The following is a 21,401-nucleotide window of genomic DNA, read 5'->3' as shown; positions in this document are numbered from 1 at the left end:
TTTATCTACCCCTACAAGGAAAAGTTTTCCAATTCAGGGCTTTCCTCAAAGTTTCCTGAATGTTCAATTTCAGTATCTGCTTGCATTTGCTGATACCAGCGTTCTTCATCCCAAATTTCAAATTTATTTAGCAATCCAACTAGCATAATTTTTTTCCCAAGCTGTGCATGTGCTCGTAGTGCCGGAGCTAATAAAATTCTGCCGTTTTTATCTAGTTGGTATTCTGTAGCATGACCGAGCAACATGCGTTGCCAGCGCCTTACTCTGGGATTGGTGTTAGAGATGCGACTTAATTTGGTCTCAATTTCTAGCCATTCGGTGAGTGGGTAAAGCCACAAACAAGGTTCATTGATCGCAATAGTACAAATAACCGTCCCCTGAGCTTCAGACAGCAGCGGTTGACGGTACTTGGTTGGTACCGCAAAGCGCCCTTTGTCATCCAAAGCTAGCGAACTTGCACCTCGAAACATGAGTGACCCTATTTATAAGTTGGCTGATCCAGTTTGATCCACTAAAACCCACTTTTTACCACAGAAGAACAGTCTAGGGCTTGACAAGCACTTTTGTCAAGCTAAGTCGGTACCTTTAACACCTTTGCAAGCCAGAAAAATCGCGGGATTTGTGGAAGATCATGAATTTGGTGGAAAAAAGTGGAGAACAGAAAAAACACCAATAATTTTGACTTGATAATCATCTCATACTTTAAAATTAGAAATTAAAAATTCCTAACTTCAAGGAGAGCGTGACAGTCCCAAAAACAGTGAATTATTTATGCAAATTTGCTTGGTTGTCCCCTTTGGATTCGGTATCATTCGCGCTCTTTGATCAGCTCCACAGGTGGGATTATTCTAAATTCTTCAATAAAGTTTCGATTTTATCGCTTACTTGTTCTACTCTGCTTACCATGTTTGATCATTATTTTATTCTTATTATGTGAGCAACGTCAGCAGGCGTTAACACAACAGTCACAACAAGCTTTACATTATGCTAAGCAGGTTGCGGCTATCCAACAGGTAGAGCTTGCCGATACAGAACTTGTGTTGCAGCAATTATCGACTCGTATTGACCACCTTAAAGTAGACAATGGCAATTGCCCTGCCCTTTTGTATCATGCGATGCTTCTCAGCCCAAATTTGGCGAACCTAGGCATAGTCAACGCCCAAGGAGATGTTCTCTGTACCACGCACCAAACCGGACAAGGTGCCATTAATATTGCTGACAGAGGCTATTTTAAAGCGGCCATGCGCACCGCCAAATTCAGTGTCGGTGAATACCAGATAGACAGAAGCATGCAGCGCGCTACCGTGAACTTTGCACTGCCTATTTATGATCAACAACAGCAGTTTTTGTTTATGCTCGTTGCCGTAAAAGGCTTGACTCATTGGAGTCAAACCCTTGCAAAACTACCTTTGCCTGTTGGGACGCGCGTTATGATAGCTGATGCAAAAGATCAGATCATTGCACAATACCCAGCCTCTAAGGCTGAGCTTGGTCGCGCTGTAAGTACAGCTTGGCCTCGCAATTTGCAACAGCAAGCAACCTTACTTAAAACGCCACAAGGCAACCGCTTAGTCTATGTTAAACAACCTTTAGATAGCAGCGGCCGCGCTTTACAAATTTATTTTAGTTTTGATTTTGAATCTCAGTTAAGCAAGATTGACAACCGCTTTGCCATATTCTTGGGGATTTTCTTTTCGGTGGTCGCCCTGTTATTTTGGCAAACACATTGGCAGCTAAAACAGCAACTGCTTAAACCATTACGGACTTTAACGCACGCAATTGCCAAATTAGAATCCGGTAAACAAGACTCTGATTTTGAAGCTACAAAAGTACCGAGTGAGTTTGAGCATATTGCTGAACGTTTTGCACACATGGCAAGAACGAGGCTAGCCGCAGAAGATAACGCCAACCACAGACTCGCGGTAGTCAGAGCGTTGATTAATGCCTTACCAGATAGTTATGTACGCCTAGACCAACACGCACAAATTTTGTCTCGATATGGTGCTTACACAGATGGTGCTCACACCCTAGAGGCACTGTTGCCCGAGCATATATACAAGAGGATCTGTGCAGAGCTCGCGATGTTAAACGATGACACCTACGTACAACTGGAGTTTTCCCCCACAGCCAATCAAGTTGTTGAGTGTCGCCTGTGTGCGATTGAGTCACACCCTCAAGCCCTGCTTATTTTTCGTGATATTAGTCAGCGTAAACACCAAGAAGAAGCCTTAAATCTGGCGGCGCTAGTTTACAATAACAGTAGCGAGTGCATGATAATTACCGACGCTAATGGCTTTATATTAGACGCTAACCTTGCATTTACTAAAGTGACAGGATACACCCGTGCAGAAGTATTAGGTAAATCTACCTCCATACTAAGCTCTGGGCAGCATGATCACAGCTTCTATAAACTTATGTGGAAACAATTAAATGAACATGGTCGCTGGCAAGGTGAAATCGTTAATCGCAAGAAAAATGGTGAACTGTATACCGAGTGGTTAACCATCGACAGTGTCTATGACAAGAATCGAGAGATCTACCGTCGTGTTGCTATTTTCACCGATATTACAGAAATAAAACGAAAAGATGCGCTAATTTGGCGACAGGCGCATTTTGACGAACTCACAGATCTGCACAATCGCGTTGGCCTCAAAAAGCACCTGAAAAAGCAAGTTAATAGTAGCAAACGACGCACGGCTGTATTACTACTAGATCTCGATAATTTTAAAGATATTAACGATACTTTAGGTCACTATTACGGTGATTTATTACTAAAATCCGTGGCCGAGCGGCTCAAAAAAATCTCGCCGCAGGCGTTTTTATCACGTATTGGTGGTGATGAGTTTGTGTTTGTCCTACCTGATGATAAGGATAAAACCGAGTGTAAGGCACTCGCCGCGCAAATTCAGTCCGCATTAAAACAGCCATTTGAGATCCAAGATGAGCAGTGCCACATTACTGCGAGTATTGGAATTGCCGCGACCCCAAACGACGGTAATGGCGCTGAGTCACTATTAAAAGCCGCCGACCAAGCAATGTATCGAGCGAAGCAACAAGGCCGCAACGGCTATGTCATCTTTGATGATACTTTGCGAAAAGTAGCAGAATCAAGAATGCAAATGCTTAAAGGTATCCGAACAGCGCTCAATCACAGCCAGTTTGAAATGCACTATCAGCCGATTGTGTCATTGCATGACAACCATATTGTAAAAGCAGAAGCACTGATACGATGGCGTCATCCTGAGCAAGGTATGGTAAGCCCAGCTGAGTTTATTCCCTTAGCTGAAGAAACCCAATTAATTCACAATATTGGTGATTTTGCTTTCACACAATCACTGGATACCCTGACTCAGTTACAGCACTTAGGTCATGATACCCAAATAAGTATTAATGTATCTCCGGTACAATTTGCCGCGAAAAACTGCACACTTGCATCTTGGCATGACAAATTAACCACGTTAAACATCGCTGCAAAGCAAGTCGTGCTCGAAGTTACTGAAGGTATGATGCTGCATAATGATAGTCGTACTAAGCAACGTGTTGAGCGACTAAAACAACATGGTTTTCAATTTGCACTTGATGACTTTGGCACCGGTTATTCTTCTTTGGCTTATTTACAACAATTAGATTGCCATTTTGTAAAAATAGATAAGCGCTTTGTGGACAGTATCGCCACTAATGAAGACGATTTAACACTTTGTGAGACCATCATTCTAATGGCACATCGATTGGGCTTACGTGTTATTGCTGAAGGCGTCGAAACAGCCACTCAACATCAACTGCTAAAACAAGCAGGATGCGACTTTGGTCAAGGCTATTACTATTCAAAGCCGCTACCACAAAATGAGTTTCTGGCCTTAATGACAGAAAAAAGCCACATAGCTGTGGCTTAATGACTTTTGGGCTTGGTTTATTCAGTTAAACCAAGCGCAGCCATCATTTTATTAGCAATATCAACGTGATGCTGCATCGTTGAAAATTGCTTAGTTACCCCTTGCGGGCCATAAGCATAAACAGGGACAGGGGCAGCGGTATGGGTGCCCGTGCCCCAAACAACGTTTTGCTCTGACGCAAGCGCTCGTGCAATTTTACCTGTATAGTCTTCTTTCGCATACACATAGAAATCACTAAAGTCTTCAAACGCAGGGATCATATCCGCGCTATTTTCATCGTATACGCTCTGACCAACTTTTGCCGCGTTATCTAGCGTCACTGTATACGCTGTCATATCTGCAATTGTTGCTTGCCACGTTGAGCCAGACACATTCTCATAGGCTTCATCTGGAGCTGCTGCCGCTAGAATATCGAAGAAGGTGCCCGTTTGTGCGTAAAGCTTGTCTAATTGCGCAAGTGGGCCAAAGTTAAACTTGGGGTGATATTCTTTTGCAACACCGTTAACATACATACCATCACCAGACAGCGTCTGTGCTTCTGGTCGCTCATGCTTTGAATAACTAAAACCAAAACTGCCCGTTTCATGGTCTGCAGTCACAACGACTAGTGTATCGTTACGGTCTTTTACCCATTCATGCACAGCTTCAACAGCTTCATCAAATTTAAGCAGCTCGTTTAACATCCAACCCGCATCGTTTGCGTGACCCGCCCAATCAATTTGACCACCTTCAATCATTAAGAAAAAGCCATCTTCATCTTTAGATAAAATATCTAAAGCCTTAATTGTCATTTCTTTTAGTGAAGGCTGTGTACAGCTGTCGTTTTGTTGACAAGCTTTATAAGCAATGGCGTCATTCATACCTGAGTTTGCAAATAGACCAAGTACTTTCTCACCTTCCAAACTATTTAGCTGTGCTTTATCAAAAGCAAGGCCATAACCGTGCTGCTCTTTTGCTTCAACAACGAGATTTGTTTCATCACCACGCTTTGATTTTTTATACACACTACTTGGCATACCAAGCGCATCAAACTGAGCTTTAAGCTCTGCATTATCTGGTGTACTCTTTGGTACAAATACACGCGCACCACCAGATAGCATCACATCAACATTGCCTGAACGTACCAACTGTTCGGCGATTTCTGCTTCATAAGAACGATGCGGCATATGTGCGGCGAAAGCCGCAGGTGTTGCATGAGTGATACGGGTGTCAGACACAAGACCTGTTGCTTTACCGGCTGCTTTAGCTTTTTCTAAGATAGTTGCAACTTTATTACCTTCGGCATCAAGACCTATCATTTCAGAGCCAGCTGCAATGCCTGTAGCTAACTGTGTTGCAGAACAAGCGGAATCAGTCACAAGGCTGCCTGTTGCCCCATGCGGCGCATTAAGCGATAGACCCAAATGACCACCCGCAGCAAGTTTAGAAAGCGCTGTTTGGTTGCCTTTATTTTTATAAGTAGAGTTTGGCGCGCGCTGAGCGTATTCTTCAAGTAAGCCAACTTGCTGTGGTCCCATACCGTCGCCGATCATAAGGATCACATTCTTTACTTGTGTCACTTCTTGCACTGGAACCTCTTTGATGACTTCAACTTCTTTGATCACCTCAACGGTTTTAGTATCGTCATCACACGCGGTAAGTAATATTGCAGAGATAGCAACTGTAAGTAACTTTTTATTCATTGTACTGTTCCTGAAACGTAATATTTGTCTGTAAGGCAGGCACAGTCTAGGCGCGTTACATGACTTTTTTATTTCAGCAAAGTGACAAAAATTATATTACTTTACAATGAGTTATAATATAACAATACAGTTTGGCGCGAAGTTACTCTGTATAGTTTTCATGATGTAGAGTCATCACTCTCTGCCTAAAGTACTGGTAAATAATTTAGAAATGGGTCGACTAGATAGCCCAAATACAAAAATGCTCAGCAACACCGTTGCCATCGCCACTTGAGTAATTAGCAAACCATTTGGCAACTCTTCGCTGAGTAGCATTAAGGTTAGCACCACCGACGCCAAGCCTTTAGGGCCAAACCATGCTAAAGTAAAACGCTCTTTGGTTGTCAGATCACCACCTAATAAACAAAGGTATACTGGGAGCAATCTAAATAAGGCGGTCGCCAACACTGCGTACACCCAAACCTGCCACTCTGTGACTGCCAAAAGCACCACACTGGCCGACAAACCAAACACAATCCAAATGATAAAAGCCGCAAATTCAGCGAGGTGTTCCCCTTCCTCGATAAGCTGATCTTTAAACGCATCACGATAATATTTATCAAACAGCAAACCGCTGACAAATGCAGCAATAAAACCGCTGCCATGCAGTACTTGGGTTACCGAGAAAACTAAAAAAGCAATACCAACAAAGAGAAAAGGGCTGGTTTTAGACGCAAAAAAATGATGTTGATAGGCACGTTTAAGTAACCAAATGATCGCCCCGGTCAGTAACCCCGAGACAACAAGTGCAGTCCCTACTTCTCGTATAAAAATCCCAGCAAATGATTCAGTTGTCGCTTGCGTTCGCTCAGCTAACACTCCCAGTAAGAACAGAAATACCGGAATACATAGGCCATCATTTAGGCCACTTTCTACATTAATTGCCTCACGTAATCTGGTGGGCACAGACTTATCCTGAATGAAGGTTTTGCATAAAGTGGCATCGGTTGGAGTGATTATTACCGCAATTAAAAAGCAAGCCAACCAAGATAACTGAAACAGCTCATGAGCTATCCAAGCACCGAATACCATGGTTAATGGCAGCCCGAGCAATAATTTAACTGGTAGCTGGAAACTGTGGGATAGCACCCGTAGTCGTGTTTTTGCAGCATCGGAGAATAGATAAATCGCAAGCGTCAGCTCAATAACTGGCAGCAGTGTTTGTAAACCATCAATATCAACAGCGAATGCCTGCTGTCCATCCTCAGTATTACCAAGCGCTAACCCGATAACTCCACCGGTTAGCATAAACCACATCGGGGCGGTGAGCTCCGCCCTATCTAGTTGTCTAGCTGTGATGCTATAGATAAAAAGAGAAAGTCCAATCGCCGCAATCAAAGCATAAATCACGTTGCTATTCCTTTACTGAAAACCGGTTGCTGATAACGCGAGTATGACAAACCTTATTCAGTTAAGCCAAACATCTAATAACAACCTCCTATTTCCTATAAAACGTACTAAATACTCAAGAGCAGCCGGCGCTAGTTAATTTTTAATCTTTATGTCATCGGACTGTAAAAAACCGTCATTACTCTATCTGCAACAAACTGGACTAGACCAGAAAACTTAACCCAAACTTTTGAGAAAAGAGCAATGAAAAAACTCACCCAAATCGCAGCTGCCGTGTTACTCACCACCAGTCCCAGCTTATATGCTGCGACAGGTAAACTCGTTGGTGTAGTAAAAGACCCACAAAGTAATCTGTCTGGCGCTGTTATCTCGGTCAAAGGCCAAGATGCTTCCACTGTATCTGATTATCGTGGTCGCTTTGAACTACCAAAACTGGAAGCAGGTCGCTACACCCTAGTGGTGAAATATATGGGTTATCAGGAAACTGAGCTTCAGGTTGAGGTGATTGATGGCAAAGTCACTACCTTGTCTCCAATCTTATTAAACCAACAACAAACGATGGAAGAAGTGGTCACGGTTGGGCAAATCTTCCGTGGCGCAATGGCCGCAGCAAATAACCAAAAAAATGCTAGTAATATCAAAAGTATCATTTCTGCCGATGGGATTGGTAAATTACCAGATAGAAATGCCGCTGAAGCCGTGCAACGTATTCCAGGTGTGTCGATAGAGCGTGACCAAGGTGAAGGCCGCTTTGTTGCAGTGCGTGGTTTACCGTCACAATGGAGCTCGGCCAGCATCAACGGTAACCGCCTTCCAACCGCAGAAGAAGAAACCACCAGCCGCGCCACTGCGTTCGACTTTTTTCCAAGCGAGTTGATTGAGTTTGTGGAAGTGTCTAAAGCTATCACTCCTGACATGGAAGGTGATGCGATTGGCGGGAATGTTAATTTCGTGACCAAAAAAGGCGCTGATGATTTTATTCTCAAAACCAACTTCGCTGTGGGCCAAAACGAACTGGCCGATGGCACAAACTATTCTGCCAATGTGGTGTATGGCGACCGCCTACTCGACGACAAGCTAGGTTTTATCATTAACGCCACAGCGTGGCAGCGTGATTGGGCAACCGATAACTATGAGCCGCGCCGAGGTAACGATGGCTTAGGCATTTACCGTTTAGAGCTGCGTGATTATACCGGAACCCGTGAAACTTACGGCTTAAATGGCTCGCTGGAATATCAACTTGAAAACGGCACGCTCAGCGCCAGCGCGCTATATGGCACACTAATTGACGATGAAACCCACTATAAGCACAGGCTGCGTTTTGATAAAGACCGTGCTGAACTGCAGCATATTCGCAACGAACTCATCACCGAAATGCAAGGCTTTGAAATTGTGGGTGAACATGACTTTGGCTTTGATAAAACGCTCTCTTGGCAACTAGCCACGTACGAAAATGAGTTCCGCTATGGCGACAAACCCAACAGTGAAGACAACAGCTATTTTGTCGCCCGTTTTGATCAAAAAAATGTGGGATATGTTGGACTTGAAGACCGCGATACCGGTAAAAATTATGCCTACAACCAAGTAGACGGCGGCAGTAACCCTTGGAACGCCATAAGTAATCACTTCCCCTCGGGCTTTACACTCGATCCAAGCAAAACGGGCTTGTCTTGGGTTGAGCTATACAAGGTCTACGTCAACGAAAAAGACAGACTCGTCGCTAATGCCGACTTTGACTGGCAATACAATAACCAGCTAGCCGTTAAGTTTGGGGCAAAATACCGTGACAAAGTCCGTAAAGCTGACTTTGCCGATGAGTTTTACGCGTGGGACAACGAACAATTTGGCGCAGCGCCAACGCTTGCAGACTTTGCCTTAAGCGCTCAACCCGGTCGCAGCGATTACTTAAGCGAAGCCAAGTTTGATTATCGCACGCAGCTATCACAAGTGGCTTCCACCGATGCTCTTGCTCAGTTTTGGACGCAAAATCGCAATAAGTTCAAGCTAGATGTAGGTGAATCAGCACTCATCAGCAACGGTGGGGCGCTGGGCAGAAACTTTGATGTTGAAGAAACCCACGCCTCGCTCTACGGTATGGCAACTTACCAAGCCAGCGACAACTGGGAAGTATTAGGCGGCTTACGCGTTACCCGCACTGATACCGAAGTGTCTGGGTACACCTACTTAGCCGACGAAGACAAAGTTGTTGATACCACCAACAGCAATGATTATTGGTCAATTTTACCTGCACTACATGTTACCTATCGCGCCAATGACGATACCAATTATCGCATAGCACTAACTCGCACCTTTGCCCGTCCTGACTTTGGCTCATTAACACCAGGCGCAACTTACCTTGAGCAGGACAACCAGCTTAACTCAGGAAATCCAGCGCTCGACCCTACCTACTCAAATAACCTCGACTTGATGGTGGAATATTATTTTGACCGCGTTGGCTTAGTCTCTGCGGGGGTATTCTACAAAGATATCCAAGACCCAATCTTCCAAGCTACCAGCGTTGGCAATTACAACAACAAGCAAGGCGTGACCATCATCCGTCCTGAAAACGGCGATAGCGCTTGGCTTGCGGGCATTGAGCTGGCATTTAACCGCGACCTTGGTTTTATTTCTGACAGTTTGAGTAACTTTGGGGTAATGACCAATGCGACCTTTATGGATTCTGAAATGCAGATCCCAGAGCGCACAGAAAAAGTGGCCATTCCACGTCAGGCCAATGAGCTTTACAACTTTACGCTGTATTACGACGACACCCGCTTTGCAGCTCGAATAGCGCTGAATCATAAAGGTGCTTATATCGAAGAGCACGGCGGCGATAGCCAATCGGATAGCTACTATGGCGCCAATACCAGCGTCGACTTTACAACGTCATACCAACTTAACGAACAAACGTTAGTTTACCTAGAGCTAAGTAACCTCACCAATGAAGCATTGCAGTACTACCAAGGTGAGCAAGGTCGTCCATTACAGGTGGAATACTATGGTATCCGCGGCATGGTCGGCATTAACTACCAATTTTAGTACCAATTCACTTGATTAAGCCGATTGGTATACACCGGTTGACGGGCAATCCACAAAGGATTGCCCTCGAATTATCGAGGATCCTATGATGTTGCAGATCACGCTATTTAACACTCGCCCACACTGGCTAAAAGACGCCCAAGGTATCGGCTTTGTGCTATTTGCCGCGACCAGTGCGTTTATGACTTACTTTTGTATGTACGCCTTTCGTAAGCCATTTTCGGTCAATACCTATGAAGCCTTTGATGACCCGAGCTGGGTTGTTAGCTTTAAAATTGCTCTGATCCTTTCGCAAGTATTTGGCTATCTATGCGCGAAATTTATCGGCGTTAAAGTGATTGCTGAAATGCAGCATCATTATCGCGGCCGAGCGATTTTGGCCATGATTTTAGTCGCCGAGCTCGCACTGGTGCTATTTGCCATCACTCCTACGGGCTGGAACCTGGTTTGGCTGTTTGCCAATGGCCTCTCCCTTGGCATGATTTGGGGTTTGGTTTTTAGCTTTTTAGAAGGTCGTAAAACCACCGAAATCTTAGGTGCGGTACTCAGCGTAACTTTTATTCTTGCCTCTGGATTGGTCAGAACTGTGGGTAAATGGCTGGTGAGTGAACTCAATGTGCCTGAACTGTGGATGCCAGCGGCAACCGGAGCGATTTTTCTGCCGCTGCTTGTACTTAGCGTTGCTTGTCTTAATAGTATTCCTGAACCTACACAAGAGGATGAACAATTACGACAAAAGCGCGCGCCAATGGATGGCAAAGCACGGCTGGCATTTTTTAAACAGTATTGGTTTGGAATAACCGTACTGGTGCTTAGCTTTTTACTCTTTACCGGCTTTCGTGACTTTAGAGATAACTTCTCAGCCGAGATCTGGCAGGCCTTAGGTTATGGGCAAGAACCCGCGATTTTTGCTTATGCCGGGATCCGCATCGCCTTTATCGTGCTCATTGCGCTTGCCGCATTGGTGTTAATTAAAAATAACCGCATCGCATTTTTTGCCAATCATGGCTTTGTCTTACTCGGGGCTTTACTACTGGCTGGCAGTACGTATTTATACCAAACCCAAAGTCTCGATCCTAAAACTTGGATGGTACTGCTGGGGGCTGGTCTTTATATCAGTTATATCCCCTATAACTGCTTTTTGTTTGACCGCATGATCTCAGCAGTTGGCTCGACTGCGAACGCCGGTTTTTTAATTTATCTGGCGGATTCGGCGGGCTACATCGGCTCAGTGGGCATTTTGCTCTATAAAACTTTTGCCACACCGGAGCTCAGCTGGCTGCACTTTTTTACCATGGCCTGCTATTGGGTGGCGTTTATCGCAAGCGCCCTCGTAGTGAGTTCAATTATTTATTTTGCCGTGAAATTAAAGCGACCACGTAAGGCGTCAACGCAACTACGCGCCACGGCACTTTCATCACATATTTCCTAGCTAGGAGTCTTTGCAACATGAAACACATTGAAGCATTAATTTTGGATTGGGCTGGTACTGTGGTCGACTATGGTTCGATTGCCCCTACCAGTATTTTTGTTGAAGCATTTAAGCAAGCGTATCAATTTGATATTTCCTTGGCTGAAGCGCGCGGTCCGATGGGAATGGGTAAATGGGATCACATTAATACCTTGCTACAAATGGAGAGCGTTCGCACCCGCTGGATAACGCAATTTGGTCAGCCACCGAGTACGGCAGATGTTGACCATATTTATCAAACCTTTATGCCACTTCAACAAGCAAAAGTCGCCGACCGAGCTGCCCCCATTCCGGGCGTACTTGCGGTGATCAAACGATTACAACAACAAGGCGTTAAGATTGGCAGTTGTTCTGGGTATCCCAAGCCTGTGATGGACGTACTAGTGCCTGCCGCTGCCGACTATGGTTATCAGCCAGATTGTGTGGTTGCCAGTGATGAATGTGCAGCTGGCTCTCGCCCAGGTCCCTGGATGGCGTTAGAAAACGTACAACGACTTGGCATTAATCGCGTGTCTGGGTGCATAAAAGTCGATGACTCCGCGCCGGGAATAAGCGAGGGATTAAATGCCGGCATGTGGACCGTAGGACTTGCTTTAACGGGTAATGCGGTGGGGCTTAGCGAAGAAGAATGGACTGCGCTCAGTCACGAAGAGCAAAGAGCACGTTCCCTTAGTGCTTATCAGCAACTCGGCGAAGCCGGTGCGCACTATGTGATTGACTCACTTGCTGATATAGAAATGGTTTTGGTGGATATTTCTGCTCGTATCGCCCGTGGAGAGCGCCCGTAATGCGTTTTCAGCCTTTTTGGTTTGATGAAGCAATCACTCAAGCCGATATTGAAGCCGCAGCCAGCGCGCCGCATCATGGCGCGTTGGATACCCAAGTTTGTATCATAGGTGGCGGCTTTACTGGCCTTTGGACAGCCATAACGCTGAAAAAGCAAAAACCTGAGCTGAATATCGCCATTATTGAAAAAGACCTCTGTGGACAAGGCGCCTCGAGTCGTAATGGTGGAGCTATGCTGACATGGTCGACTAAGTTTGCCAGCTTAATTAAAGAGTTTGGCTTAGAACAAGCCTGCTTTTTAGTGCGCCAGTCTGAGCAGGCCGTTCATGACATTAAAGCCTTTACCAGTAAACACGGGATTGAATGTGATTGCCGCATTGATGGTACTTACTATACGGCTTCAAATCACAGCCAGCGCAATGCCTTTGGCCCCATTACCACGCTACTTGAGCAACACCAGCTTAATGCGTGGCAAACTCTGGATAAAGCGCAGTTGCAAGCAACCGGATCTAATGCCAACCTTGCTGGAATTTACTCCCCCCACGGGGGTAGTGTTCAACCCGCCAAGCTTGTGCGTGGACTGATGAAGGTGGCAAAAGCCCTTGGGGTCAAGGTATTTGAACACACCCGCTACCTAAAGCACCAAGGCCAAGACACGCTAACCATCACCACAGACAAAGGCGAGATCAGAGCCAATCAGCTAGTATTTGCCGTTAACGCTTGGCTGCCAAGCTTATTGCCGCAGTTTTCTCGAAGCGTAGTGTTAGTTTCGAGCGATATGGCGATCACCACACCAGCACCTGAAAAGCTTGCAGCAATGAGGCTTAGCCACGGTGCTCCGGTGATTGATGCACGTATTTTCGTGAATTACTACCGCACCACCTCAAGCGGTCGATTAATGCTTGGCAAAGGCGGGAATTATTTTAGTTTCAATAATCAAGTGAGAGACACCTTTCACCGTGCTAGCCGCTATCAAGCGATTCTTGAACGCTCATTTAGCCATTTCTTTGCACATCACCAGCTCGAGATAGACAGAACTTGGACTGGACCTTCAGACCGAAGTGTCTCTGGCATACCTTTCTTTGGTCATTTAAATGGTCAAGCTAATGTGTTTTATGGCAGTGGTTACTCAGGCAACGGCGTGGTGCAATCCTATTTAGGTGGGCAAATCTTAGCGAGTCTTCTGCTTAATCAACATAACGACTGGCGTCACTGCGCTTTGGTCAACCAAACGCTTAAACAGTTTCCCGTCGAGCCATTTCGCACCGCGGGCGCCTTAATGGTGAGAAATGCTATTCGCCGTAAAGAAAGCGCTGAGGATAACAACATGCCACCGCATAAACTCGATGTTTGGCTAAGCAAGCTCAGTGGCAGCGCAGCAAAATTAGACCCGAACGTGAAGCAGGAGTATATAAAGTGAATGCCATTGCACAAATAAAACAGCTATTTGAGCAATATGGTCACGCCACCTATGACGAGGCATGCAGCCAAATTTACCATGCCGAGCAATGCGCCACCCTCGCGAAAGAAAGTGGTTATGATCAAGCGACCCAAATCGCTGCATTTTTACATGATATTGGCCATTTTGTTGCCCAGTCTCAGAATAACGCCGACTTTACCTCGCAGGGATATAGCAATCATGGCAATTTAGGGGCAGATCACTTAACCCAGCTTGGCTTTGACCGCGCGGTGACAATACTAGTACGCAAACACGTAGATGCGAAACGCTATCTGGTCAGTATGGATGAGAAGTATTACCAAACGCTCTCTCCAGCCAGTCGATTAACGCTAACAAGACAAGGCGGAAAAATGAGCCCCGAAGAACTTTCGGCATTCTCCAAGCTGCCTGAATTGGACGCCATTATCGCGCTGCGTCGTTTTGATGATTTAGGAAAAGATCCAAATTTAACCGTTTTGCCTAGCAGTTATTGGTTTAGCCAAATAGAAACCTATTTGGCGAGTTAAACCAATCTGAGTTTACAAGTCTCAAATTATAAATATTTATCCTGTCATAAAACGATAGTAAGCTTGTCACAAAAGGTTTTATCGACTCAATTATGCTGCTTTATCAACGTATTCGAAACCATATCCAAGCGCTGCTCGCCGCTGGCAGCATGACGCCCGGTGCCAAACTACCTTCAGAGCGCGCGCTGCAAGAAACATTTAGCTCAACACGGATCACCGTCCGTGAAGCCCTAGCACGACTAGAAGCCGAAGGACTTATCTTTAGCCAAAAGCGTCGCGGCTGGTTTGTCACGCCGGAAAAGCTCAAATGGCACCCCGCTAAAAAAGTAAACTTTAACCACCTTGCCATTGAACAAGGCTTTGCACCAACAACTCAAGTAGTGGCAATTAATGCCCCTTCCACAGAGCCTGAGTTTAGCCGCTCTCATTTTGACGGCCAGCCGGTGTATGAATTAACCCGAGTACGCGCGCTAGATAGTCGCGCAATAATGATGGAACAGATCTATTGTGCAGCCGAACGTTTTGCCGACTTGCACAACCAACCGCTGGATGGCTCTATCACGGAAGCGATGTCGACTCACTACCAAGTTGACGTCAGCTTTGAGCAGTGTGTAATAAGCGTCACCGTACTACCCGATGATGTTGCCGACAAATTAGAAAAGAACAGCGGCGCACCTTGCTTAAAGGTACTGCGCGCCCGCTATGACGCCGAGCAAGCATTAGTGGATTACAATATTGAATATTGGCTTCATGACGCCATAGAAATGATTGTTGAAGGCGTGTAACCCCCGTACCCGTAGGTCGTGCTTTAGCACGACAACCTTTCCATAGCTATTGTCGCGTCAAAAACATCTTCATTAATTCTATATTCTGCGTCTAAATGCGAGTTAGTGGTGGAATACGTACCATTGCTTACGCAGTGTTTATTACATACACCTGAGACTTTCCAGCTTCTGTTAGCACTGCGATAACTTGTGATTTGGTAAAACGTGATTTTTCTTAGTTAGCCTCATGCTTTAATGAGTGCAGAATCATTTTATGGGAAGGCGACAGCTCAGATTAGGCCATCGTTAACACAATTGAAGATTCGCTATTCATTTATTTAGCTAAAGGGGTGTAACCCCCTTAACCCATCGCCGCGTAAAGCGTCTCCTACCCTAACGGTTTACCAGTATATAGCTTCAGTAATAGCAATCGCCGCGTAAAGCGCCTCCCACCCTAACGGTTTATCAATACTTTGCTTCAGCAATACCCATCGCTGCGTAAAGCGGCTCCTACTCTGATGGTTTACCAGTATTTTGCTTGTGCGATAGCTTCTAGTAGTCCGCTAATGTCTGCGGCATATACTTCGCCAATATTACCAATTCGAAAGCAGTCCGCATTTGATACTTTACCGGGGTAAATCACATATCCTTTTTGCTTCAATGCTTCATAAAAGCGCTTAAATTCATAACTTTCTTCACTTGGTGAATAAAAAGAAGTGATAATAGGTGAGTGCATGGCTTCTGGTAACAAGGCTTCAAAACCAAGAGCTTTCATGCCGCTAACGAGTTGTTTTTGATTTTCGCTGTAACGCTTAAATCGCGCAGAAATGCCTCCCTCTTGCGCCAATTCTTCTAGGGCTTTGGCAAACGCTCTGACAACATGCGTTGGCGAGGTAAAACGCCATTTACCATGGTGGTTTTCCATGGTTTTCCACTGAGCGTGAAGATCCAACGAGAGTGAACGTGCTTGTCCTTCACAGGCAACCAAAAGCGCTGTTTTTGCGATCACAAAGCCAAAACCTGGGACACCTTGAATACACTTATTTGCTGAGCTAATGAGAATATCAATTTGCCACTCGTGCATATCCATCTCAACACCACCAAAACTACTCATGGCATCCAAGATCATGATTTTGTTGTGATGTTTCGCAAGCTCAGCTACGCGCTTAGCCGGATTCAGCATCCCCGTCGTGGTTTCGCAGTGTACCATTGCCACATGGGTGATCTCAGGGTATTGCTCAAGCGCTTGTGAGATCTGCTCAAGTTGTGGCAACTCGGTTTCAACAAAGTCGAGCGCTACCACATTAATATTTAGGTAGTTAGCTATCTCAATAATGCGCGCGCCATAGGCACCATTATTAATAACCAATAAAGTGCCAGACTTAGGAATAAAAGTTCCAATAGCCGCTTCAACACTTGCTGTTCCACAGCCCTGCATTAAGGTTGCACTGTAGTCATTACGATACTGTGGATCCGCAACCGCAATCTCACAAAGCTGCCTGCGAATAACTTGAACCACACCTTGATTGTAGTCATCATCCCAAGTGCACCAGTCTTGCAACATGGCTTCTTTCACACTGCGAGAGGTACTAAGTGGCCCTGGCGTCAGGAGTAAATAATCGTTGTTCATAACTTGCCTCTAAACTGGTCTATACCAGAATATTTAAGCGAGTTTAGGTGACATCGGTATGACAGTTTTATGAAACTAAGATTGATGTAGCGATGACGTTCGAAGCTTCGCCTTTGCTCTAAAAGGCAAAGGCGAAGAGAAGCGACAGAGGTTTAGGTTATTTAACCTGAACTTGGGGTAAGTAGTTAGTAAATTAACTAAAATAACTAAACGCAAAAGCTGTGATCTCACTCTAGCCAGAAGTTATTTCTTAATACAAGGCAAATTTGTGCGTCAATAGCAGGTCTATTGCAAGCAAATTTAACGCAGTAGTAAGGGATAACAGCTGCCAGAAAACAAGTTGTTATCCCAAGCTTAGGTTATTTATACCCGTTTGGATTATTGCTTTGCCAACGCCAGGTATCTTCCATCATTGCATCAAGCCCACGCTCGGCTTGCCAGCCTAGTTCAGACTTGGCTTTTTCAGGCGCGGCGTAACAAGCGGCAATGTCACCGTCGCGACGCGGTTTAATTTCGTATGGGATGGCTTTGCCCGCTGCTTTTTCAAACGCGGTAACCATCTCTAGTACCGAGTAGCCATTACCCGTTCCCAAATTATAGATATGCGTACCTGCTGCTACTGTAATTTTTTCAAGCGCTTTTAAGTGACCAATAGCGAGATCAACCACGTGGATGTAATCTCTCACACCTGTACCATCTATGGTGTCGTAATCATTACCGAACACACCTAAACTCGCCAGCTTACCAACTGCAACTTGTGAGATGTAAGGGAGTAAGTTGTTGGGAATACCATTTGGATCTTCACCAATTAACCCTGATTCATGCGCACCTACTGGGTTAAAGTAGCGCAGGATAGCAAAGGCCCAACGAGGGTCTGACTTTGCGACATCCTGTAGCACCATTTCAACCATTAGCTTTGATGTACCGTAAGGGTTGGTGGTACCACCAACAGGAAAGTCTTCACGAATAGGAAGGCTCGCAGGGTCGCCATACACCGTGGCAGATGAGCTAAAAACAAGCTTAAAGACATTAGCATCACGCATGGCATCAAGCAGTGTTAGCGTCCCTTGCACGTTATTTTGATAATACTCAATAGGCTTTTGTACCGATTCGCCTACCGCCTTTAAGCCTGCAAAGTGGATCACTTCCTCAATCTCATATTGCGCAAACACGCTATCGAGAAATGCCTTGTCAAGAATATCACCTTGATGGAATGCGGCTTCCTTTCCTACTATCTCTGAAACTCTATCTAATGAAGTCCGCTGAGAATTACTAAGATTATCAACAACTACTACCTTTCTTCCTTGCTGAAGCAGCTCCAATACAGTGTGAGAGCCAATATAACCTGCTCCACCTGTTACGAGAATCGTCATATCTATTCCTATATTTGTTGTGATCAGTCTTCACTGTGGCAGACAAATGCCAGTTTGTTGTTAAAAAAATTTAAACGAGAAATTGAGGTCTTACAGTAACTTCTTAGATTTCTGAATAAATGTACTTTTTTAGGGGAATTTAAATCACGATAAAAGATTTTATTATCCAGTGCATAGGCCACTTTATTATCGTCTAACCAAGTATAGTCCTGAACCTGACTTGGTAGTGCAAAATATCGCTGAATATGGTCGCTTTGTTTGTGGTAGGTTGCGAACCACGTTAAGCCATTAACTTGATAGGTAAAAGCAAACACATCTCGAGCACGGTTGTAAGATAAGCTCCGACCAATATCTTCAGCTAGAATTTGTGGCAGATGGCCGTTTATATCAGTGTACTGTAGTGTATGTGGAGCGCTTTCAGTGGCACCTAAAATAAACATGATTAGGTCTTGGTTATCACCCCAAGCGTGATACCCCACAGGCTCAATATGCTCAAAAACTCGACTTGGCTTCTGGGCATCATCAAAGGGATAGAACCACAACCTTTGTTTGCCTGATGCTTCGACCACGATCGCCGTTAACCCTGCGCCACTTGGGTGAAGTGTGGGTGAATATTCAGAGACCGGGGATTGTGTCAGGTTCGTTGTGTGTTTACTTTGAAAGTCATAGAAAAACAGATCTGTTTGGCTCTTACCATCAGTACTTACCTCTGCCGTATAGTAGACTCCAGAGTCGGTTACCAGTGGCTGATTAAAATACGCTGAATTGTCAGTAATTGGCTTTGCGCTAAAGTGCTCAGCTAATTCAGCTAGCCAAATTTGGCTTTTGGGCATAGAAGAATAAGCCGGTAAACAAGATGCCAAGGCAAATAAGCCAACCGCGAGCTTCACACGCATAGAAGTGAGCATGGATGTTCCTTTGATTTTTCGTTGTCGTTATATCGCTGCTCTATGATACCCAACACTCACCTTCAAGCAAAGCTTGCCAAAAACTTTGCTTCGCGTAACATCGAATTAACTGGTGATGAAAGCTAAGGCAAAATAATGTCAGACAAACACCCTATTATCGCTATTACTGGTAGCTCAGGCGCAGGGACTACAACGACGACAAGCGCGATAAAGCACATATTCCGCAGTCTAAATACCAAGGCCGCATACGTGGAAGGCGATAGCTTTCATCGCTACACTCGCCCTGAAATGGATAAATTGCGTCGCGAAGCGCTACAAGAAGGTAAACACATTAGCTATTTTGGTGAGGAAGCGAACGATTTTGGAGCACTAGAAAAGCTATTTAAAAGCTATGGTGAAACGGGGAATGGAAAAGTACGCCGTTATCTTCACACATTTGACGATGCAGTGCCATTTAACCAACTACCGGGCACCTTCACGCCTTACCAAGAGTTAGAGCACAATACCGATATGCTGTTTTATGAAGGATTACATGGTGGCGTTGTAACACCGGAATATGATGTCGCTAGTAATGTAGATTTATTAATTGGTATGGTGCCTATCATCAACCTTGAATGGATCCAAAAGCTTATTCGTGACACCAATGAGCGCGGCCACTCCAAAGAAGCGGTTATGACTTCAATCGTGCGCTCAATGGATGATTACATTAACCATATCACCCCACAGTTTTCTCGCACCCATATTAATTTCCAACGCGTACCCACTGTAGATACTTCAAACCCTTTTAGTGCTAAAGACATCCCGTCGTTGGACGAAAGCTTTGTGGTTATTCGCTTTCGTGGTATCGAAGATGTCAATTTTCCCTACTATTTACAAATGATTGAAGGCAGCTTCATGTCGCGTGTCAATACCCTCGTAGTACCGGGAGGGAAAATGGGGTTAGCGATGGAATTGGTGTTAACTCCGCTGATTAAAGAGTTGCTAGTAAAAAAACGTGCCCTCGAAAATATGGCACCTGTCGATTTACCGATTTAACCTGGCTTATCTTTTGATAAGAAATAATAGCTTCCTTGCATCACGCCATATCACACTTTACACTGACGTCTTTTAGGGCATTACGAGTAGTTGTAATATGGACGTGCTTACCGTTTTAGTAGGGTCTAAAAACCCAGTCAAAATCAACGCTGCAAAAGCTATCTTTACACTGTACTTTCCCAACGCCAAAATCGATTGTCAGGGCATATCAGCCCCCAGCCTTGTTGCTGACCAACCTTTAGGTGAGCAGGCCACACGAGAAGGCGCGGAAAACCGAGTTACTTACCTTAAACAGCATCACCAAGCTGATTTTTATTGTGCAATGGAAGGAGGCGCGGCCAAATTTGAGTATGGCGCAGCGACCTTCGCTTTTGTTGTCATCGCGAATAACACTCGTACTAGTATTGGTCGCAGCTGCAATTTGCCGCTACCGGCATCGGTCTACGCACGCCTTGAACAAGGTGAAGAACTCGGGCATGTGATGGACGACCTATTCAACACTACTAATATAAAACAACAAGGTGGTGCGATTGGACTGCTGACCAATCACCTCGCCACCAGAGAAAGTAGCTATACTCAAGCGTTATTGCTTGCCATGGCACCGTTTAACCACCCTGAGATGTATCCATAATGTCGCACTACAGCCATATTCTATTTGACGCTGATGAAACCTTGTTTAGTTTTAATGCCAAACTCGGGTTGCAAAAGCTATTTGCACATTATGATGTTGTGTTTAGTGATGCAGACTATGAGGAATATAACAGCCTCAACGCACCACTTTGGGTAAAATATCAAAATGGTGAAATTGACGCTAAAACATTACAAGTTACTCGTTTTAAACGCTGGGCAACAAAGCTCAATGTGACACCTGAAACCCTCAATGCTGGTTTTTTAGCGGCGATGGCAGAGATTTGTCAGCCACTGTCAGGTGCTCGCGCCTTGCTTGACAGTCTTAAGGGTCAGTGCACTTTGGCTGTCATTACCAACGGCTTTGCCGCACTTCAGCAAAAACGCTTAGAACATACAGGTCTTATAGATCGTTTTTCTGAAGTGGTGATCTCTGAGCTGGTGGGTAAGGCCAAACCAGATCCTAGTATTTTTGAACACACCTTAGCGTTACTAGGTAACCCTGACAAATCTAAGGTCTTAATGGTTGGTGACACGCCTGCGAGTGACATTTTAGGTGCAAACCGCTTTGGAATTGATAGCTGTTGGCTGCAACACGAAGGTAAAGTTTGTCCTGATCATATCAAGCCAACCTATACCGTAAAGTCACTTGCGCAGCTACAAGCCATTTTAAAGGGGTAATACCCAGCGCTTATTTGCGGGAGCAAGTTTACCTTGCGCGCTATAAAAAGTTCGCCGAGTAAATCGGCTCCTACCAAAGATAATTTGTGTGGGAACTTGTCTACCTTGCGCGCTATAAAAAAGCTCGCCGAGTAAACCGGCTCCTACCAAAGATAATT

At 45.0% G+C, this 21,401-nt stretch carries 16 protein-coding genes; 10 read left to right on the top strand and 6 right to left on the bottom strand.

Translation table 11 applies throughout. From position 1 onward, the window contains the following. Positions 1-11: 11 nt before the first annotated feature. Complete coding sequence (gene mraZ / locus J8Z24_RS02725) at positions 12-470, bottom strand: division/cell wall cluster transcriptional repressor MraZ (protein ID WP_125251058.1); 459 nt, start codon at positions 468-470, stop codon at positions 12-14. Between the two features lie 438 nt (positions 471-908). Here mraZ and J8Z24_RS02720 point away from each other — a divergent pair, with 438 nt between their 5' ends. Further along, entirely contained in the window at positions 909-3,893 is a 2,985-nt protein-coding gene (locus J8Z24_RS02720) for a bifunctional diguanylate cyclase/phosphodiesterase (RefSeq protein ID WP_211091545.1), read from the top strand. A gap of 17 nt (positions 3,894-3,910) precedes the next feature. Here the strand turns inward: J8Z24_RS02720 and J8Z24_RS02715 are convergent, their stop codons facing one another. After that, positions 3,911-5,575 (bottom strand): alkaline phosphatase, encoded by a 1,665-nt coding sequence (locus J8Z24_RS02715; protein WP_176033879.1) that lies wholly within the window; start codon positions 5,573-5,575, stop codon positions 3,911-3,913. A 174-nt stretch (positions 5,576-5,749) separates the two neighbouring features. After that, the gene (locus J8Z24_RS02710) at positions 5,750-6,964 is read right to left on the bottom strand and encodes a cation:proton antiporter (RefSeq protein ID WP_252095214.1); all 1,215 of its coding nucleotides are present in this window, start codon (positions 6,962-6,964) and stop codon (positions 5,750-5,752) included. A 243-nt stretch (positions 6,965-7,207) separates the two neighbouring features. On the opposite strand from J8Z24_RS02710, the gene J8Z24_RS02705 reads away from it, so the two are divergent. The 6 genes from J8Z24_RS02705 to J8Z24_RS02680 all read left to right on the top strand — a co-directional run bounded on the left by J8Z24_RS02705 (position 7,208) and on the right by J8Z24_RS02680 (position 15,010). Beyond that, positions 7,208-10,003, top strand: a complete 2,796-nt coding sequence (locus tag J8Z24_RS02705) for a TonB-dependent receptor (RefSeq protein WP_252095213.1) — start codon at positions 7,208-7,210, stop codon at positions 10,001-10,003. Positions 10,004-10,088: 85 nt separating this feature from the next. Further along, the gene (locus J8Z24_RS02700; protein WP_252095212.1) at positions 10,089-11,435 is read left to right on the top strand and encodes a DUF5690 family protein; all 1,347 of its coding nucleotides are present in this window, start codon (positions 10,089-10,091) and stop codon (positions 11,433-11,435) included. A gap of 17 nt (positions 11,436-11,452) precedes the next feature. After that, positions 11,453-12,262 carry a phosphonoacetaldehyde hydrolase gene (gene phnX / locus J8Z24_RS02695; RefSeq protein WP_252095211.1) on the top strand — a complete coding sequence of 270 codons (810 nt, stop codon included), beginning with the start codon at positions 11,453-11,455 and terminating at the stop codon, positions 12,260-12,262. After that, positions 12,262-13,680, top strand: a complete 1,419-nt coding sequence (locus J8Z24_RS02690; RefSeq protein ID WP_252095210.1) for an FAD-dependent oxidoreductase — start codon at positions 12,262-12,264, stop codon at positions 13,678-13,680. Before phnX ends, J8Z24_RS02690 begins: the two co-directional genes overlap by 1 nt. Continuing rightward, complete coding sequence (locus J8Z24_RS02685; protein WP_147389047.1) at positions 13,677-14,225, top strand: HD domain-containing protein; 549 nt, start codon at positions 13,677-13,679, stop codon at positions 14,223-14,225. Before J8Z24_RS02690 ends, J8Z24_RS02685 begins: the two co-directional genes overlap by 4 nt. A 92-nt stretch (positions 14,226-14,317) precedes the next feature. Next, the gene (locus J8Z24_RS02680; protein ID WP_252095209.1) at positions 14,318-15,010 is read left to right on the top strand and encodes a UTRA domain-containing protein; all 693 of its coding nucleotides are present in this window, start codon (positions 14,318-14,320) and stop codon (positions 15,008-15,010) included. A gap of 502 nt (positions 15,011-15,512) precedes the next feature. Here the strand turns inward: J8Z24_RS02680 and phnW are convergent. From phnW to J8Z24_RS02665, 3 genes are all read right to left on the bottom strand, one after another. After that, positions 15,513-16,619 carry a 2-aminoethylphosphonate--pyruvate transaminase gene (phnW, locus tag J8Z24_RS02675; RefSeq protein WP_252095208.1) on the bottom strand — a complete coding sequence of 369 codons (1,107 nt, stop codon included), beginning with the start codon at positions 16,617-16,619 and terminating at the stop codon, positions 15,513-15,515. A 359-nt stretch (positions 16,620-16,978) separates the two neighbouring features. Beyond that, positions 16,979-17,992, bottom strand: a complete 1,014-nt coding sequence (gene galE / locus J8Z24_RS02670) for a UDP-glucose 4-epimerase GalE (protein WP_252095207.1) — start codon at positions 17,990-17,992, stop codon at positions 16,979-16,981. Positions 17,993-18,015: 23 nt separating this feature from the next. After that, positions 18,016-18,900: a TolB-like translocation protein gene (locus J8Z24_RS02665; protein ID WP_252095206.1), complete on the bottom strand. Its 885-nt coding sequence runs from the start codon at positions 18,898-18,900 to the stop codon at positions 18,016-18,018. 135 nt (positions 18,901-19,035) lie between these two features. Here J8Z24_RS02665 and J8Z24_RS02660 point away from each other — a divergent pair, with 135 nt between their 5' ends. The 3 genes from J8Z24_RS02660 to yjjG all read left to right on the top strand — a co-directional run bounded on the left by J8Z24_RS02660 (position 19,036) and on the right by yjjG (position 21,243). After that, positions 19,036-19,935, top strand: coding sequence for a phosphoribulokinase (locus J8Z24_RS02660; protein WP_147389031.1), 900 nt, complete (start codon positions 19,036-19,038; stop codon positions 19,933-19,935). 97 nt (positions 19,936-20,032) lie between these two features. Beyond that, positions 20,033-20,566 (top strand): inosine/xanthosine triphosphatase, encoded by a 534-nt coding sequence (yjjX, locus tag J8Z24_RS02655; protein WP_128731118.1) that lies wholly within the window; start codon positions 20,033-20,035, stop codon positions 20,564-20,566. After that, positions 20,566-21,243, top strand: a complete 678-nt coding sequence (gene yjjG, locus J8Z24_RS02650) for a pyrimidine 5'-nucleotidase (protein ID WP_147389030.1) — start codon at positions 20,566-20,568, stop codon at positions 21,241-21,243. Before yjjX ends, yjjG begins: the two co-directional genes overlap by 1 nt. Positions 21,244-21,401 lie beyond the last annotated feature (158 nt).

It is taken from the genome of Pseudoalteromonas sp. SCSIO 43201 (genome assembly GCF_023716725.1).
GTDB lineage: Bacteria > Pseudomonadota > Gammaproteobacteria > Enterobacterales > Alteromonadaceae > Pseudoalteromonas > Pseudoalteromonas peptidolytica.
This window is presented reverse-complemented; position numbering and strand designations above follow the sequence as displayed.

Bases quoted from the DNA above. Each gene is read 5' to 3' on its own strand.
- J8Z24_RS02690 (WP_252095210.1), top strand. From the start codon at position 12,262: ATGCGTTTTCAGCCTTTTTGGTTTGATGAAGCAATCACTCAAGCCGAT.
- yjjX (WP_128731118.1), top strand. From the start codon at position 20,033: ATGGACGTGCTTACCGTTTTAGTAGGGTCTAAAAACCCAGTCAAAATC.
- J8Z24_RS02680 (WP_252095209.1), top strand. From the start codon at position 14,318: ATGCTGCTTTATCAACGTATTCGAAACCATATCCAAGCGCTGCTCGCC.
- J8Z24_RS02665 (WP_252095206.1), bottom strand. From the start codon at position 18,900: ATGCTCACTTCTATGCGTGTGAAGCTCGCGGTTGGCTTATTTGCCTTG.
- yjjG (WP_147389030.1), top strand. From the start codon at position 20,566: ATGTCGCACTACAGCCATATTCTATTTGACGCTGATGAAACCTTGTTT.
- J8Z24_RS02660 (WP_147389031.1), top strand. From the start codon at position 19,036: ATGTCAGACAAACACCCTATTATCGCTATTACTGGTAGCTCAGGCGCA.
- J8Z24_RS02715 (WP_176033879.1), bottom strand. From the start codon at position 5,575: ATGAATAAAAAGTTACTTACAGTTGCTATCTCTGCAATATTACTTACC.
- J8Z24_RS02705 (WP_252095213.1), top strand. From the start codon at position 7,208: ATGAAAAAACTCACCCAAATCGCAGCTGCCGTGTTACTCACCACCAGT.
- phnW (WP_252095208.1), bottom strand. From the start codon at position 16,619: ATGAACAACGATTATTTACTCCTGACGCCAGGGCCACTTAGTACCTCT.
- J8Z24_RS02700 (WP_252095212.1), top strand. From the start codon at position 10,089: ATGATGTTGCAGATCACGCTATTTAACACTCGCCCACACTGGCTAAAA.
- phnX (WP_252095211.1), top strand. From the start codon at position 11,453: ATGAAACACATTGAAGCATTAATTTTGGATTGGGCTGGTACTGTGGTC.
- mraZ (WP_125251058.1), bottom strand. From the start codon at position 470: ATGTTTCGAGGTGCAAGTTCGCTAGCTTTGGATGACAAAGGGCGCTTT.
- galE (WP_252095207.1), bottom strand. From the start codon at position 17,992: ATGACGATTCTCGTAACAGGTGGAGCAGGTTATATTGGCTCTCACACT.